Origin of the sequence: Methylomicrobium lacus LW14 (assembly GCF_000527095.1) — a bacterium.
GTDB classification, from domain to species: Bacteria; Pseudomonadota; Gammaproteobacteria; order Methylococcales; family Methylomonadaceae; genus Methylomicrobium; species Methylomicrobium lacus.
This window is the reverse complement of record NZ_AZUN01000001.1, coordinates 2,277,756-2,293,481: the sequence shown is the minus strand read 5'-3', so window position 1 is coordinate 2,293,481 and position 15,726 is coordinate 2,277,756. Positions and strand designations below refer to the sequence as shown.

The 15,726-nt window shown below is 56.0% G+C and carries 15 protein-coding genes; 7 read left to right on the top strand and 8 right to left on the bottom strand.

Features of this window, described 5'->3' with window-relative positions; all coding sequences use genetic code 11:
- Nucleotides 1-43 precede the first annotated feature (43 nt).
- The gene (locus tag METLA_RS0110405; RefSeq protein ID WP_245598780.1) at nucleotides 44-487 is read right to left on the bottom strand and encodes a DnaJ domain-containing protein; all 444 of its coding nucleotides are present in this window, start codon (nucleotides 485-487) and stop codon (nucleotides 44-46) included.
- 224 nt (nucleotides 488-711) lie between these two features.
- Between METLA_RS0110405 and mobB the strand changes: the two genes are divergently transcribed.
- From mobB to METLA_RS0110390, 3 genes are all read left to right on the top strand, one after another.
- A complete protein-coding gene (gene mobB / locus METLA_RS0110400) occupies nucleotides 712-1,236 on the top strand; it encodes a molybdopterin-guanine dinucleotide biosynthesis protein B (protein ID WP_024298495.1) in 525 nt (174 codons plus the stop codon).
- Nucleotides 1,233-2,471 (top strand): molybdopterin molybdotransferase MoeA, encoded by a 1,239-nt coding sequence (gene moeA / locus METLA_RS0110395; protein ID WP_024298494.1) that lies wholly within the window; start codon nucleotides 1,233-1,235, stop codon nucleotides 2,469-2,471. Before mobB ends, moeA begins: the two co-directional genes overlap by 4 nt.
- A 311-nt stretch (nucleotides 2,472-2,782) precedes the next feature.
- Complete coding sequence (locus tag METLA_RS0110390) at nucleotides 2,783-3,298, top strand: hypothetical protein (RefSeq protein ID WP_024298493.1); 516 nt, start codon at nucleotides 2,783-2,785, stop codon at nucleotides 3,296-3,298.
- Nucleotides 3,299-3,483: 185 nt separating this feature from the next.
- Here METLA_RS0110390 and METLA_RS0110385 read toward each other — a convergent pair whose 3' ends face one another.
- From METLA_RS0110385 to gcvH, 7 genes are all read right to left on the bottom strand, one after another.
- Nucleotides 3,484-4,002, bottom strand: a complete 519-nt coding sequence (locus METLA_RS0110385) for a copper resistance protein NlpE (RefSeq protein ID WP_024298492.1) — start codon at nucleotides 4,000-4,002, stop codon at nucleotides 3,484-3,486.
- Nucleotides 4,003-4,265: 263 nt separating this feature from the next.
- Entirely contained in the window at nucleotides 4,266-5,441 is a 1,176-nt protein-coding gene (locus METLA_RS20850; RefSeq protein ID WP_024298491.1) for a D-alanyl-D-alanine carboxypeptidase family protein, read from the bottom strand.
- Nucleotides 5,442-5,808: 367 nt separating this feature from the next.
- Nucleotides 5,809-6,828 carry a glycoside hydrolase family 17 protein gene (locus tag METLA_RS0110375; RefSeq protein WP_024298490.1) on the bottom strand — a complete coding sequence of 340 codons (1,020 nt, stop codon included), beginning with the start codon at nucleotides 6,826-6,828 and terminating at the stop codon, nucleotides 5,809-5,811.
- A gap of 132 nt (nucleotides 6,829-6,960) precedes the next feature.
- Nucleotides 6,961-7,767, bottom strand: coding sequence for a nucleoside triphosphate pyrophosphohydrolase (mazG, locus tag METLA_RS0110370; protein ID WP_024298489.1), 807 nt, complete (start codon nucleotides 7,765-7,767; stop codon nucleotides 6,961-6,963).
- 5 nt (nucleotides 7,768-7,772) lie between these two features.
- Entirely contained in the window at nucleotides 7,773-8,708 is a 936-nt protein-coding gene (locus tag METLA_RS0110365; protein ID WP_024298488.1) for a carbohydrate kinase family protein, read from the bottom strand.
- Nucleotides 8,705-9,076, bottom strand: coding sequence for a diacylglycerol kinase (locus METLA_RS0110360; protein WP_024298487.1), 372 nt, complete (start codon nucleotides 9,074-9,076; stop codon nucleotides 8,705-8,707). Before METLA_RS0110360 ends, METLA_RS0110365 begins: the two co-directional genes overlap by 4 nt.
- Before the next feature lie 70 nt (nucleotides 9,077-9,146).
- The gene (gcvH, locus tag METLA_RS0110355) at nucleotides 9,147-9,533 is read right to left on the bottom strand and encodes a glycine cleavage system protein GcvH (protein ID WP_024298486.1); all 387 of its coding nucleotides are present in this window, start codon (nucleotides 9,531-9,533) and stop codon (nucleotides 9,147-9,149) included.
- A 238-nt stretch (nucleotides 9,534-9,771) separates the two neighbouring features.
- Between gcvH and METLA_RS0110350 the strand changes: the two genes are divergently transcribed.
- The 4 genes from METLA_RS0110350 to METLA_RS0110335 all read left to right on the top strand — a co-directional run bounded on the left by METLA_RS0110350 (nucleotide 9,772) and on the right by METLA_RS0110335 (nucleotide 15,611).
- Nucleotides 9,772-10,437, top strand: coding sequence for a protein-L-isoaspartate(D-aspartate) O-methyltransferase (locus METLA_RS0110350; RefSeq protein ID WP_024298485.1), 666 nt, complete (start codon nucleotides 9,772-9,774; stop codon nucleotides 10,435-10,437).
- A 52-nt stretch (nucleotides 10,438-10,489) separates the two neighbouring features.
- The gene (locus tag METLA_RS0110345; protein WP_024298484.1) at nucleotides 10,490-11,227 is read left to right on the top strand and encodes a protein-L-isoaspartate(D-aspartate) O-methyltransferase; all 738 of its coding nucleotides are present in this window, start codon (nucleotides 10,490-10,492) and stop codon (nucleotides 11,225-11,227) included.
- A 17-nt stretch (nucleotides 11,228-11,244) separates the two neighbouring features.
- Nucleotides 11,245-13,665, top strand: a complete 2,421-nt coding sequence (locus METLA_RS0110340) for a spermine/spermidine synthase domain-containing protein (RefSeq protein WP_024298483.1) — start codon at nucleotides 11,245-11,247, stop codon at nucleotides 13,663-13,665.
- Between the two features lie 320 nt (nucleotides 13,666-13,985).
- Nucleotides 13,986-15,611, top strand: a complete 1,626-nt coding sequence (locus METLA_RS0110335; protein WP_024298482.1) for a PD40 domain-containing protein — start codon at nucleotides 13,986-13,988, stop codon at nucleotides 15,609-15,611.
- Nucleotides 15,612-15,726: the final 115 nt, after the last annotated feature.

Here is a 15,726-nt window from a genome sequence, read left to right as displayed (position 1 = left end):
ACCGACATCAACACGGCGCTTCGACAAACATTTGGCATGGCACTTATCTTTCTAATAGTGTCTTTTTGGCCAGATTGATTTTTGCGGCCAGATAATCGGAGCCGCCCCGGTCCGGATGAATTTTTTGCATCAGCCGGCGATGTGCCTCGATGACTTCCTTGTCGCTTGCGCCTATTTTCAATCCCAAAATCTCGTAAGCTTCCTCCGCGGTCATTTTGCCGGACGTATGCCGGGTTTCCTGTTGCTGAGATTGCCCCCGCTGCGAGCGTTGCCAGGCCATCCAGATTTGATGCAGATAGGGCGCATTTTGCAGCAAGGACGGCAGCAATCTGAGCAAAAACGCCGCCGCCAGGCCGAGCAAGGCAAACAGTCCGCCGAGCCAGCTGGTCATGCCCATATACCCCAGCACCACGAGGCCGCCGGCGAGCATCAGGTAACGCAGAAAACGGGCCTTTACGGCGGAAGGCGCTTTTTGTACTTTATGCAAAGCAAAAAAAACAAGCAAAATCAGCAGTAGAACAAACACAATGCGAATCAAGGTTGACTCCGGGGATCACTCAGGTTTGGCGCACACAATCAAAATCGCGCCGGACGACCGACCGGCGTGATGGCAGGCGATGATAACAGCCATGCCGCCGTTATCGTAGTGCCGGCGTAAATAATACCTTAGAATAGCCTGATTATTGACTCCGATCCAATCACGCTAACGCCATGCAACATGCACAAAAGCCGATCCTCGGTTTTGCCGCCGCCAGCGGCACCGGCAAGACCACCTTACTGACGCAATTGATTCCTTTGCTGAAACAACGCGGTCTGCGGGTCGGCCTGATCAAGCACAGTCATCATAGCTTCGACATCGACCATCCCGGCAAGGACAGTTATCGCCTGCGCATGGCCGGCGCCTCGCCGGTGATGCTGGTTTCCAAATACCGTTATGCGATCATCAACGAATTCGAAACGCCCGAGGAACCGAGCCTGGACCGGCAGCTTAAAATTCTGGATCAATCCGGCCTGGATCTGATTCTGGTCGAAGGCTTCAAGGCCGAAAAATTTCCGAAGATCGAATTGCACCGGCCGTCGCTGCAAAGGCCGCTGCTGTTTCCTGATGACCCGGATATCATCGCGATCGCGAGCGACAGCCCGGTCGAAGCGCCGGAATCTCTGGTCAAGCTCGATCTGAACCGCGCCGACCTGATCGCCCGCTTCATCCTGGAGCATTACCGGGAGTTCAAATGACCGATCTGTGCAGCCGCGAGGCCCTGCTTTCGATCGAGGCCGCGCGCGCGCGGATCGCGGCCGCGATACAGCCGGTTTCCGGCAGCGACAGAGTGACGCTGCAACACGCGCTCGGACGCGTATTGGCCGACCCGGTGCGCTCGCCGCTCAACATTCCGCGCGACAGAAACGCCGCGGTCGACGGCTATGCCTTCAGCAGCCGGGACATCGACGTAAGGCAGCCCTTCCATCTGCGTCTGGCGGGTGTTTCCTGGGCCGGCAAGCCGTTCCTGGGCCAGTTGAGCGCGGGCGAATGCGTCCGGATATTTACCGGCGCGGTCGTGCCCAATGAGGCCGATTCGGTCGTGATGCAGGAATTCGTGAGCGTTGACGGCGACCACATCGAGTTTCCGGCCGCGGTGCCGGCGCGCCGTTTTGTACGCGAAATCGGCGAAGATGTCAAACGCGGCGAGCTATTGTGCCGCGCCGGCAAAAAACTCGGCGCGATCGAACTCGGCCTCTTCGCCTCGGCCGGCATTTATGATGTCGCGGTCAAAAGGCCGGTCACTATCGCTTATTTTTCGACCGGCGACGAACTGACCGGCATCGGCCAGCCCCTGGCGCCCGGCAAGATTCATGACAGCAACCGCTACATTCTCGGCGGCCTGTTGGCCGATCCCGGCTACCGCGCCTCTGACCTGGGCGTGATCGGCGACGATAGGCAGCAGCTCGAAGACGCGTTGAGCCAGGCGGCCCTGAATCATGACGTGGTCATCACGACCGGCGGCGCCTCGGTCGGCGAGGCCGATTTCATTCAGCAGGTGCTCGAACGTCTCGGCGAAGTGCATTTATGGAAGATCGCGATGAAACCCGGCAAACCGCTCGCCTTCGGCAGAATCGGCAACGCCTGGTTCTTCGGCCTGCCCGGCAATCCGGTCGCTGTCGCGGTAACTTTTCAGCAAATCGTCGAGCCGGCGCTCAGGCGGCTGGTCGGCTTAGCGCCGGCAAACCCGCTGCGCATCAAGGCTACCTTGACGACCCCGCTCAAAAAGGAAAGGGGCCGCCTCGAATTTCAGCGCGGCATCCTGACCCAGGACGCGGACGGCGAATTTTTTGCCGCCTCCGCCGGCGGCCAGGGCTCGCACATGCTGGGCGCGATGTCCGCGAGCAACTGCTACATCATCCTGCCGGCCGACTGCGGCGGCGTTCCGGCAGGCGAGCCGGTTTGGGTCGAGCCTTTCCGGACGGCGCTATGACAAAAACGGCTGGCGGCGCGGCCTGGCTTATCCACAATTATTGTGGATAACTTTGTGGAAAAGCTCTCGATAACCGTTCGCGAAGCCGAGGAATCCTGCCCTGTCATCAAATTGTAAAAATTTTATACAAAATAAATTAGTTGTTTAATATCAGCGGCTTGTATAGATAAATCGGATGTTGGCGGAGCCTTGGGCCTGCCTAAATCAGAACGGATGACAAGCGCTCGACTGTGTGCATAACATAGACAAAAACCGCAAATCCAATCCCATTGGATGCCATTTTAATAACAATCAGATCAACGGATTAGCGCATGCTCGTTTTCATTCTGCTCAGTCTTACCCTTGGCTATCTCGTACAGACAGGGCATCCCTTGACAAGCCTGTTGGTGGGGGAGTTTTTTCTCTATCTTGGCATCGGCGGCGCCTTGCTGGCGATCGCCGGTTCGCTGGTCAAAAAAGGACATTTCAGGCTCTGGTTCGACCTGTTTGCTTCGAGCGCGTTACTGGTTTGGTTCGCCTATTGGAAAACGCAGTTCAACGATGACTCGCCGATGTTTTTTTTCTTTCCGGTGTATTTTGCCGCCATGAGCGCATTCATCTCGCTCGCTTTCATCGGCCCATCCGAACGCCTCGATCCGGAGTCCCTCCGCTACATGCGCCTGCTTGCAGAGCACAAAGGCTTGCAGCCCTGGATCATCATGCTGGGTACGCTCGGGAGTTTACAATTGCTGGATCATTATCTGGTTTTTCCGGTACTGATCACGCTGTTGCTGCTGCGCTTTGCGCTGGATTCTTGTGTCGAGCTGAATAACCGGAGGAATGCGTGAGCCGGAAAAAATTAACCGTCTCCCATCGCCCCCTTGTCGCCAAAGACACTGAGGGCGACAGAACCCTGATCGTATTTGACACCCTGCTTCGGCAATAAAAAACCGCCTTTGCTGTTACCAAGAGGCGGTTTGTTTTAAGACGCTCAGTCGGAAGCGCTTGCCGCTGCTTTCGAGCGGATTATCCGTTAGTGAATATGCACCTCACGCGACTTATAAGTATCGCTTCTTTGCAGAACATAATCATTCTTTTTTATGCCATCGGCATTCAGCTGAATCAGCGTTCCTTCGTCTTCAATATGATAACTCCGTGTGCTTGTCCCTCCGTTTTTTGGCGTTAACACCACGGTACGCTTTTCTTCATTCCAGTCATATTTGCCTCTTTCATAATACTCCCGCGATGACGCTTTGGCGGGCTGAGTCACCAACAGATAATTGTGCTTTTGTTGTAAAGACAGCGTCGTTTTAACCCCGTCGCAATCGTTGCAGGGGAGATAGCCGTAGAAAACGCCATGAAACTCCAGGCTTTTATCGGCAGGGTTTTGATGTGCTGAGTGATCTATGCCCGGCTGGGTCTTTGCACGCGCTCTGGCGAAACCTTCTTGGGCTTCGAAGTCCGATGCGGCCATGGCAGGAATGGCGGAAAGCAGACCGCTAAAAAGAAACAAAGCCAGATTGTGTTTTAATTGTTTTTTTAATGCTCGCATGATGACTTTCCAGAAAAGTAATGAGGGGGCTAATGGAAACGGAGTGGGAAATTTACCAGATTTACCCAAAATGAGCTTCTAAATTCGTCAGCACGTCGGCCCTGGAAGCGCCTTTGTGCGGAACTTGCCGTCGTTGATGACTGAGGCGGCGCGAGGAGAGGGCGCATTCAAGTCTTTGCAAGCATCGCGCACCTTTCAAAATCTCGGCTTGTGCTGAAACTGAAAAGGGTGCGCGGTGTGTAACCGGCAGGAAGTGATTTTTTCTACGCGGATTTGCTTCTTTTCTTGATTGTTTTTCGAGCGACCGAAGACTTCGCGGTTTTCTTGGCGACTCGAGTCACCCCGCCGCGCTTGTTTTTGGCGACCATAACGCTGCGCTTCGCGCTTCGCTTGCTGATTATCTTCTTGCCGGTTTTGGTTTTGCCGGCTGCGAGGCGGTGATAGCCGGAGGCGGCGCGGGTTCGCTGGTGAGCACGGTAATGCTTGGCGGCGGGCCGATGATAACTCGCCGGCTGGATATTGTCATTGCCATTGCCGGAAGCGACCGTAATGCCTTTGCGATTGCCGCAACCGAGCTGATAAGGTGGCTCGCCGCCCATGCTGGCGGTCAATGTGTCGATGTTGCGATACGAGCCGTCGCCATAGCGGTTGGAAAAGCCCCCATCCATCATGTTCATCATCAGCTGGTAGCGTTCCGCGCTGGTCATGCCGCCCATCACAACGCCGATCAAGCGCTTGCCGTTCTGTGATGCCGAGCTCATCAGGTTGAAGCCGGAGCCGCAGGTGAAGCCGGTTTTCATGCCTTCCGCGCCGGGGTAGCGGGCGGTGAACTTGTTGATGCCGCGCAGTTCGCGTCCTCTGAAGGAAAAACCGTGGCTGGCAAAATAAGGGTAATAGTTGGGAAAATTCTTCATGATTTTCCAGGCCAGCACGGCCAAATCGCGCGGGGTGGTGACCTGCAAATTGTTCGGCAAACCGGTCGCGTTCATGAAACGGGAATTATACATGCCCAACTGGTGCGCCTTGGCGGTCATCTGCGATGCGAATGCTTCCTCGCTGCCGCCCAGATGTTCGCCCAGCACGACCGCCGCATCGTTCGCCGAGCGGGTAATCACGGCCAGAATCCCCTCTTCGACGGTCAGGGTTTCGCCCGCACGGAGGCCCAGCTTGCTTTGCGGCTGCCGGGACGCATGATGGGACGCGGTCATCCTATCGTGCAGACCGATCTGCCCTCGGCTTAACGCCTCGAAGGTCATGTATAGCGTCATCACCTTGGTTAGCGACGCCGGATACCAGGGGTGCGTCGCATCGATTTCATGCAGCACATTGCCGTTTTCGGCGTCGATCATGATCGCGGCATAGCGCGCATGGGCGGAGCCGGCCAGCAGAAATGCCCCTAACGCCAGTAGTACAACAACAAACGACTTTACTTTACTCATTGAAAAATCTCAAAAAAATCTGACCGACTCAAACAGGGTGGGGGCATGGGACGCGCGGAACGGAGTAAGGCGAATCGCTCGGCGCGTTGCCGTGAGGTCAACGCGGGCCAAGCGGCATACCATGAAAACTGTGTGGCAACGGGACGAATAACCCGTTAGCATAACAGTAAATTCCGTAAATTTTCCTTAAGCTGTACCCATGGCTATTATTTTAGCAAAGTACGGAAAAGGGGAGGAATCTATTTAGGATCAGCTAATACTTGCCCCAGAGTCGCTCGGTTAAACCGTTCAGGGTTAGGCATTCTCACCGTGAACGGATTAACGAGATGGATTGAAGTTTTTCTTTAGAGTCTGCCGTTAGCCGAGCTCAGTGCCGCTTGTTTTTTTGGGGCTGGGCGGTCAAATCGGTCAGACATTCATGCGGCGGTTCGCCGGAACAGATGCCCCAGGAGCCTCCGAACTGGCCTTCGTGGCTGGATTTCCAGTTTTCCGAAATGGCTTCGAAGACAACGCCGGACCATTGCTTTTCGGCCAGTTTTTTCAGCGTCGAACGGATCACCAGAGCCTGATTTTTGCGGCTGGCGATGCCGCAATGCTCGCCGGTATGCACATTGGTTTCGGTTGCGCCTTCGGGCGCATAGGGCCAGCCGAATTCGGTCACGATCACGTCCTTGCCGGGGTAGGCGCGCCGGACATCTTCGATTCTCGCCAGATGAAAATCGGCCGCCTTCTCGGCCGGTGTGCAGGGAAACAGGTCGGCATACATGTTCTCCCACCAGGGAAATATATTGATGCCGATCCAGTCGACCGAGTTTGCAAAAACGGTCTGCTGGCAAGGCGTGGCGCGGTTGCACCATTCCCACCAGGTATCGATCGTGGTGACCGGCTGCGCGATCTTCGCCTCGCGCATCGCGTTGATGCAGCGGGTTATCTCGCTATCCAGCGCGTTGCCGTGGCGGGTGCGGACTTCCGAACCGCAGCTGAGCTTGACGATCGTTTTCGGATAGGTTCTGGCGAGGGCGATGCCTTTCGAGATCGAGGCGGAATTGACCTCGATGTCCTTGTCGATCCACAGGATCGCAATCACCTTGATTCCTCTCGCCTCGGTCGCCGCAAACGTCGCGTCGAGGCCGTTCAATACGCCGTAGGTCATGATGCAGCGGAAAGGCGTTTTTTTGACCAGCACGTCGAGCAATTGCTCGATCTGGGCTTTGGAGGGAGGCGGGCCGTAATCGGGGTTCAACTGGCCGACGTAAGGACTGAAGGCGACGCATTGCAGCGGCGCCGGTTGGGCGGGTTTCTGCGCGGCTTGTTGCCCGCGGGCTAAGGCGAGCGGGCTGGTCATCAACATCGATGCCAGCACTAGAGAGAATAAAATCTGTTTCATGAGAACCTGTAATCGAATCGACGGGAGTTGGCTTTCAGGGCGGGACGGAGGGCGACCTCTTTCCAAACTCACCCACCCTCGAAATCAATTTTCGAGATAGGGCAGGGAAGCATGAGGGGACGACAGATGAATCTAATCTGATTTACGCTTGAGCACTTGTTTCGCCTCGTGCCAGAAGGCATCGAGCTCATAAAGATCGCAATCGGTCAGATTGCGGCCGGAGGAGGCGACCTGCTGTTCGATGTAATTGAAGCGGCGCGAGAATTTTTTGGTGCTTTCCTTCAGCGCCTGCTCGGCATTCACATCGAGATGCCGGGCAAGATTCACGACCACCAGCAACAGATCGCCGATTTCCTCTCGAATATGATATTGATCGCCCGATTGCCAGGCTTCCCGGACTTCCTCAAGTTCCTCCATCACCTTGTCGAAGACCGGCGGCGCGTCGGGCCAGTCGAAGCCGTGCTGCGCGGCGCGGTCCTGAATCTTTTCGCATTCGAGCAAGGCCGGCAGACTGCCTGCGACGCCGGCCAGTACGCTGACCGGTTTTTCAGAGGTTTCTTTGGCCCGGCGCTCTTCGGCCTTAGCCTGTTCCCAGGCCTCTTGGCGCTCGGCGTCAGTTTCGAAGACCGCGTCGGCGAATACGTGCGGATGCCGGCGAATCAGTTTGTCGCTGATGCTTGCCGATACCTGCTCGAAATCGAACAGGCCGCGTTCCTTCGCCAGTTGCGAGTGAAAAACGACCTGCAATAACAGATCGCCGAGCTCGGAGCGCAGGTCGTCCATGTCGTTGCGTTCGATCGCGTCGACGACTTCATAGGCCTCTTCGATCAGATAAGGGATCAGCGTCGCAAAATCCTGGCGCAGATCCCAGGGACAGCCCTGCTCGGGATCGCGCAAGCGGGCCATGATGTCCAGGAGGTTTTGGGTGTTTTTCAGCATGTCGGTCAAAACTCGGAGCCGAAACTTTCCCGGTAGCGCTGCTTGAAGGCATCCATGTCGAAGCTGTGGTTCTGTGTGCCGTTATGTTCGATCTTGATCGTGCCCATCAGGGACGCGATCCGTCCGGTCACTGCCCAGTCGAATTCGTTCATCAGACCGTACAGGAGGCCTGCGCGGTAAGCGTCGCCGCAGCCGGTCGGATCGAGCAGTTGTTTCGGCGGCGCGGACGGAATGTCGATGCAGCGGCCATGCGTATAAATTTTCGAGCCCTGTGCGCCGAGCGTCACGATCAGCGCCTCGACCCGCTTGGCCAGTTCGTCGAGCGACAGGCCGGTGCGCTGTTGCAGCAATTCGGATTCATAGTCGTTGATCACCGCCCAGGTGGCCTGGTCGAGGAAGGTCAGCAGCTCTTCGCCGTTGAACATCGGAATGCCCTGGCCCGGATCGAAAATGAACGGGATATCGAGTTCTCTAAACTGCGCCGCATGCAAGATCATCCCGTCCCTGCCGTCCGGCGAGACGATGCCGATCGTGATGTCGTCCCGATGGGTCGGCACCGAATTCAGGTGCGACTCGCTCATCGCGCCCGGATGGAAGGCGATGATCTGATTGTCGTCTTCGTCGGTGGTGATGTAGGCCTGACCGGTGTAATGGTTGTCCAGAATCCGGATGTACTCGCGCGACAAGCCGGTCTGGCAAAGCCATTGCATGTAAGGCTCGAAATCGTGGCCGACGGTCGCCATGATCAGCGGCTCTTCGTCGAGCAGATTCAGGTTATAGGCGATGTTGCCGGCGCAGCCGCCGAACTCGCGGCGCATCACCGGCACCAGAAACGAGACGTTTAGGATATGCACCTTGTCCGGCAGGATGTGATTTTTGAAGTGGTCATGGAACACCATGATCGTGTCGTATGCCATCGAACCGCAGATCAATGCGCTCATGATTTAACTCCTAATAGTATGTAAGTCCAAGTCACCGCCGCCCAGACCAGCGACAGCATCACCGCCGACGAGCCGATGTCCTTGGCGCGGCCCGATAATTCGTGACGTTCCAGCCCGACCCGGTCGACGACCGCCTCGATCGCCGAATTCAGCAATTCGACCAGCAACACCAGCACGATGCTGCCGATCAATAGCAACTTTTCGATCGGCGTCTGGCCCAGCCAGATCGCCAATGGCATGGTGACCGCAAACAGCAGCACCTCCTGCCGGAACGCTTCCTCATGTATCCAGACCGCCTTGAATCCGGCCGCCGAAAAATAACACGCATTGATCAGGCGTTTTAGGCCTTTCTCATTTTGATTTGCCATGCACTTTCATAAAAGGTTGTTTGAAAACGAACTGACGATGCGCAAGGCGCCGTCGATTGCCGGGTTCTGCTTAATCGGCGTCTATCATTTGTTGATAGGCGCCGGCATCCATCAATTGATTCAAGGCGGAAGTCTCGTCGGCTTTTACGCAAAAAATCCAGGCGTCGTAGGGCGCATCGTTGACCTGTTCGGGACTGTCGGACAGACTGTCATTGACCGCGACAATCTCGCCGCTGACCGGACTGTACAGGTCGGAAGCGGTCTTGACCGATTCGACCACCGCGCACTGCTCCTGCGCCTTCACCTTGCGACCGACTTCCGGCAACTCGACATAGACCAGGTCGCCCAGTTCCTGTTGCGCGAAGTCGGTGATGCCGACGCGCACCACATTGTCGCCTTCCTGTTTTGCCCATTCATGGGTCGCGGCGTACTTTAGATTTTCCGGCAAATCACTCATATCGTCCTCTGTTGATAAATTACAAATTCTTTGGGCGGCGCAGAAGCCCGCGCCAGGCATCATTTCTGCGTCCATCATACCATTGAAGCGCCTGCTTTCTCCACCGGGCCGAGACGAACGGGCGCCCGGTTCGCCCGGCGCAGGCCGGCGGATATTTTTTAGCCGTCCGGAACCTTCAGGCGATAATCTTGTTTAACTTCAAGTCCAAATCTTCGTCAAGCCATTGTACCAAGAGACTATGAAAAATATTCATCACATGCTGGAAGACATTCGGCAGGAGATCCTCCTGACCGCTTTTTTGACCGGCCGTAAAACACTCTCGCCGGAGGTGATGGAGGCGATACGCGACGTGCCGCGCGAGCAGTTCGTCGATCCCGGCATGATATCTTTGGCATTTGATAACGGCCCCTTGCCGATCGGTTACGGTCAGACCATCTCGCAGCCCTTCATCGTCGCGCTGATGACCGACTTGCTGGCGATCCAACCGACCGATGCGATCCTCGAAATCGGCACCGGTTCGGGGTATCAGACCGCCATCCTGTCGCTTCTGGCCGCTCGGGTTTACACGCTCGAGGTGATAGAGGATTTGAGCCTCGAAGCGGCCGATCGTTTCAAAAAACTCGCTTATCAAAATATCCACGCCAGGGTCGGCAACGGTTATGAAGGCTGGCCGGAACAGGCGCCCTATGACGGTATCATCGTGACCGCCGCCGCGCCTTATGTGCCGGACGCGCTGATCGACCAGTTGAAAGCCGGCGGGCGGCTCGTGATTCCGCTCGGCCGGCCTTTCGGGCACCAAGAACTGATCGTGCTCGAAAAACGGGCGAAAGGGCCACACAAGATCAGCAAAATCCTCGATGTCGCTTTCGTGCCCTTGGTCGATCATCCGAAAAAATGGCACTAAATACAAGGTTAAGGGTCGCATAGCTAGTACCTGCGCGTAGGAGTTCATCGCGATGACCATGCCAAACTATTTGCCGGCCGCGGCGTTGCTGTTTCTCTCGATGGGCGCCGTAAGGGCCGAAGAGGATGTTTTTGCACGCCAGCGCGCGGCGATGGTGGCCGAAATCGAAGAGTATATGCAATACACGGCCGCTAGGCTGGGGCGAAAAGCCTTGAGCCATCCCGTCGCGGGCGCGCTGCGCAACGTGCCCCGGCATCAGTTCGTCGGCGAGGATCAACGCCCGTATGCCTATCAAAATCGGCCGTTGCCGATCGGCCATGGCCAGACCATTTCACAGCCTTACATCGTCGCGGTGATGACCGAATTGCTCGATTCGAAACCCGGCGACAAGGTGCTCGAGATCGGCACCGGTTCGGCCTACCAGGCGGCTGTGCTCGCCACGGTCGGCGCCGACGTTTACAGCATCGAGATCATCGAACCCTTGGCCGATAGCGCCCGCGAACGGATCAAAAAGCTGGGCTATCAAAACATCCACACCCGCACCGGCGACGGTTATTACGGCTGGCCCGAAGCCGCGCCGTTCGACGCGATTCTGGTGACCGCGGCGGCAAGCCACATTCCGCCGCCCTTGATCAAGCAGTTGAAAGCGGGCGGGCGCATGCTGATTCCGGTCGGCGACCGCTTCAATGTGCAGCAACTGGTGTTGGTCGAAAAAGACCGGGATCAGAAAATCAAAACCCGGCAGTTGCTGCCGGTGGCCTTCGTCCCTTTGACCGGAACGCACCCTTGAGCAACAACCCGGATGCAATGAAGCGCTGCCCGGGCCTGCCGCTGGCGATCGCGCTGGTTTCGGGCGCGGCGATCGGCTACGAAATTTTGCTGATGCGGCTGTTTTCGATCATCCAGTGGCATCATTTCGCCTACATGATCATCAGCCTGGCCTTGTTGGGCTACGGCGTCAGCGGGGTGGTTCTGGCACTCTGCCGGGACTGGCTGAACGCGCGCTTCGCATGGGTGTTTCCGGGCGGAATCGTGCTGTTCAGTCTCGCGGCGCCGGGCTGCTTCTGGCTCGGGCAGCGCCTGCCGTTCAATCCTTCCGAGCTATTTTGGTCGCCGGCCCAGCCGCTGTATCTGTTGACGCTCTATCTGCTCTTGGCCTTGCCGTTCTTTTTCGCGGCCTCAGCGGTCGGGTTGGCGCTGTTCCGCTTCCGCGATGAGGTGTCGAGCATCTATGCGGCCGATCTGGCCGGCGCCGGCCTCGGCAGCCTGGTCATTATCGGTTTATTGTTTCTGGTGCCGCCCGATCAGGCGCTGATCGCCTTGGCCCTGGTCGGCCTCGCCGGCATCCTGCCGGTCTCGATCGCCTGGAAAAAAAACGGGTGGGGGCCGGCCATCTGCGCGGCCGTGCTGGCGCTCCTGTGGCTCGCGCCTTCGGACTGGAAAACCCTGCACATTTCTCCGTACAAGGAGATGCAGCAATTGCTGCGCATTCCGGGAACCCGCATCATCGACAGCTTTTCGAATCCGATCGCCTATACCGATGTGGTCGAAAGCGTGACCACGCCGCTGCGGCATGCGCCCGGCCTCAGCCTGAATGCCGAGCGCGAGCCGCCCGCCCAGTATGCGCTGTTCTCGGATGCCGGCAACATGTCCGCGCTGACCCGCTACAATGGTGATCGGGCCACGATTTCGTATCTGGATCAGACCACTTCCGCGCTTCCTTTCCACCTGAACAAGCCGGAGCAGTTGTTGATCTTGGGCGTCGGCGCCGGCAGCGATCTGCTGCAGGCCGAATGGTTCGGCGTTCCCTCGGTCGATGCGGTCGAACTGAACGGCCAATTGATCGATTACATCAAGACCCGACACGACGCCTTCAGCGGCGGCATCTTCACGAATGAACGCCTCCGGCTGCACATCGGCGAGGCGCGCGGCTTCGTCTCCGGCACGAAGCAGCGTTTCGACCTGATCCAGATCGCCTTGATGGATGCCTACGGCGCCTCGTCGGCAGGACTCTATGCCTTGAGCGAAAATTATCTCTATACGGTCGAAGCGTTGCAGGAATATATCCGCCATCTGCAGCCGGGCGGCTATCTGGCCTTGACCCGCTGGGCCAAGATGCCGCCGCGCGATGCGTTGAAATTGTTTGCGACCGCCGCCGAAGCGCTGGAGCGCTCCGGCATCAGCGAGCCCGGCCGGCGACTGCTGTTGATTCGCGGCTGGCAGACCAGCACCTTGCTGGTCAAGAACGGCGAGGTCACGCTGGGGGACATCGGGAAACTCAAGACCTTTTGCGAGGACCGCAGTTTCGACATCGATTATTATCCCGGCATCACCGAGTCCGAGACCAATCGCTTCAATCAATTGCCGGAATCTTATTACTACCAGGGCGCAAGCCAGATGCTCGGCGCCGGGCGGGCGGCCTATCTGGACCGTTACAAATTCGCGATCGATCCCGCGACCGACGACCGGCCGTATTTCTTTCAGTTTTTCAAATGGACCACCTTGCCCGAAATCCTGTCGCTGTACGGGCAGGGCGGCATCTCGCTGCTAGAAACCGGCTACATCATCCTGGTCGCCGGCGCGCTGCAGGCGCTGTTTGCCGCCGCCCTGTTCATCGGCCTGCCGATGTGGCTCTGCAAGCAAAGGCTCGGGTTACCTGATTATTCGCCGCGCTTGTGGCGGATGATGGGCTACTTTTTCCTGCTCGGCAACGCCTTCCTGTTCATCGAAATCGCCTTTATCCAGAAATTCATCCTGTTTTTGCATCATCCGGTGTATTCGGTCACCGTGGTGTTGTGCACGTTTCTGATTTCGGCCAGCCTGGGAAGCTATGCGTCGCGGTCGCTGCACGCTATGCGCCATGGGCATTTTGCGCCGATCCTCGGCATTGCGGCGCTGGCGCTGTTCTATATTCTGTTCTTTAAAAACCTGACCGGTGTGTTTCTCGATCAGTTCGTCCCGGTCAAAATCGCGGTGACCGTGCTCTTGATCTCGCCCCTGGGGTTTTTGATGGGCATGCCGTTCCCGCTCGGCCTGCAACGCGCCGCCGTCTTATCGCCGAGCCTGATCCCCTGGGCCTGGGGCGTCAACGGTTTTGCCTCGGTGATCAGTGCGAGTCTTGCGACTCTGATCGCGATCCACGGCGGCTTCAATGTGCTGATTTTGACTGCGGTGGGGCTTTATTTGGGTGCGGCGGTTTGTCTGCCGCGTGTTGATGAAGCATTATAAAGCCTCGGCCGGACAAAACAGGAATGGCTGTCATGAATGGAATAATCCAATAAATTATTGGTAGTTAATCTTTCGCTTGAGTTCATTCAATTATGGGAAGGGAGTCGTGTTCTATCCTAACTTGATTAGAGCGTAGCGAAAAGTCTGTTTGTATTCTTCAGGTATTCATAAGGTATTGATTTAAGGTTAGCTTATGGGTTGCCTGTCTTAACGCAATCGATCAATATTCCCTGTCCAACTGCATTAAAAAAGCTTATTATTTCAGAGCTAGCTGTAGTTTTTTGACGTTAGTATTTATTATAAATATTGGGGGAAATCTTATGAAATTTTTTAACCGAAACTTGTTGTGGATATCCGTGCTAGCCGCCGTGACGCAACAAAATGCCATAGCGGGCAGCACCTCGATGGTCAGCGTCAACGCGCAGCAAATCGTCGGTAACAGCGACAGTTACGATGCCTCCCTGTCGAACGGCGGCGTAGCAGTCGCGTTTGAGTCGTCCGCAACTAATTTAGCTCAAGGTGACGGCAATAGGGCCAAAGACGTATTTCTAAAGAGCGGGGGTAAAACCCTGACCCGCATCAGCGTTAATAGCCTGGGCCAGGAGGGATTCAACAGCGCATCAAGTTGGGGGAGTTCGAATAACTATGCAGACAGTGGAAGCCCATCTATTTCAGCCGACGGAAAACTTGTGGTCTTCCAATCCAATGCAGACAATTTGGATCTATTAACGCAAGACACGAATAACGACACCAACAATGGCAAAGAAACGGATATTTTTCTGCGCGATGTCGCTAAAAAGAAAACCTATCGGCTGAGCGGGATTATGGACGGTGCCGACAATGTGATAACGCCCGACCTTAAAGATGCAAAGAACCAGCCCCTAGTAAAAGCCGACGCTCCCTGGAAAATTCTGACAGAAGCCAATGATGCCAGCACTAACCCAGTCATCGCCGGCACGCTGAAAGCCGGAGTTGTCGCGTTCGAATCGAAAGCAACCAATCTATCGCCTCTGACAACAACCGCCAATATTAGAAATATTTATATCATCGACCTGAAAACCAAAAAAATCGAATTGATCAGCGCAATCCATGATCCCGAGACCGGCGCTCCAACGGACCAGGCCCGAGATGCCACGCCCGCTGCTGTCGATAGTTTCAACCCGGCACTTTCTCCCGACGGACGTTTTGTCGCGTTTCAAAGCCGTGCGACCAATTTGGTATCTGGCGTCAGCGATACAGCGAAAACCGACATTTTTCTCTACGACCGGATAACTTTTAGAATGTATCAACTGAGTGGCGCCTTGAGTGCCGCTGCTCCATTTTCGGTGACTGCCGAAGGCAATGGCGACAGCGGCAATGCATCCATTACCGGAGGTGGCAAGAGCAAGAGCTACCTGATTGCATTCGACTCAACGGCTACCAATCTTGATTCCGTGCCAGGAGGCGATACAGGCTCCGACTTGGATGTTTTTGTGGTCGAATTTAAATCCGGCACATCCACAGTACCTAATGATCCTTTGAGCGTTGGCGAAATCCTGTCGGTTAAGCGAATCAGCGGGCCGGTTGACGCAAACGGCAATGTGACCGAGGAGGCACGAAGAGATGGCAGCGGTACAAGCGGCAGTGCTGCCCCAGTCATTGCGGGTAGCAATACTGCCTATACAGTGGCCTTTCATTCAATTGCAGACAATTTGTTAGCGGATACGCTGGATATTTTTTGGAATGAAGACAGCAATCAAAAAGCCGACATTTATGTTTACGACAGCAAGACCCGCTTATTCTCCCGTGCCAATGTCGACGCCGGGGGAGAACAAGGAAGCGTAGATGCTATACGACCTTCCTTATCACCGGATGGGAAAGCCGTTGGATTTGAAACTAGGGATGATTATCTGGTCCCATTTTTTGGTGACAACAACAACTCTCAAGTCTATCTTCGTAAACGTTAACCCCTATTGAGCCAATATTAACAAGGCCCGCTTAGCGGGCCTTTTTTTTCTCACCCAGGTTGTGCTGTTAACTTATTGCCAACGACTATTTTTGCCAACCACTTAACACAATCAA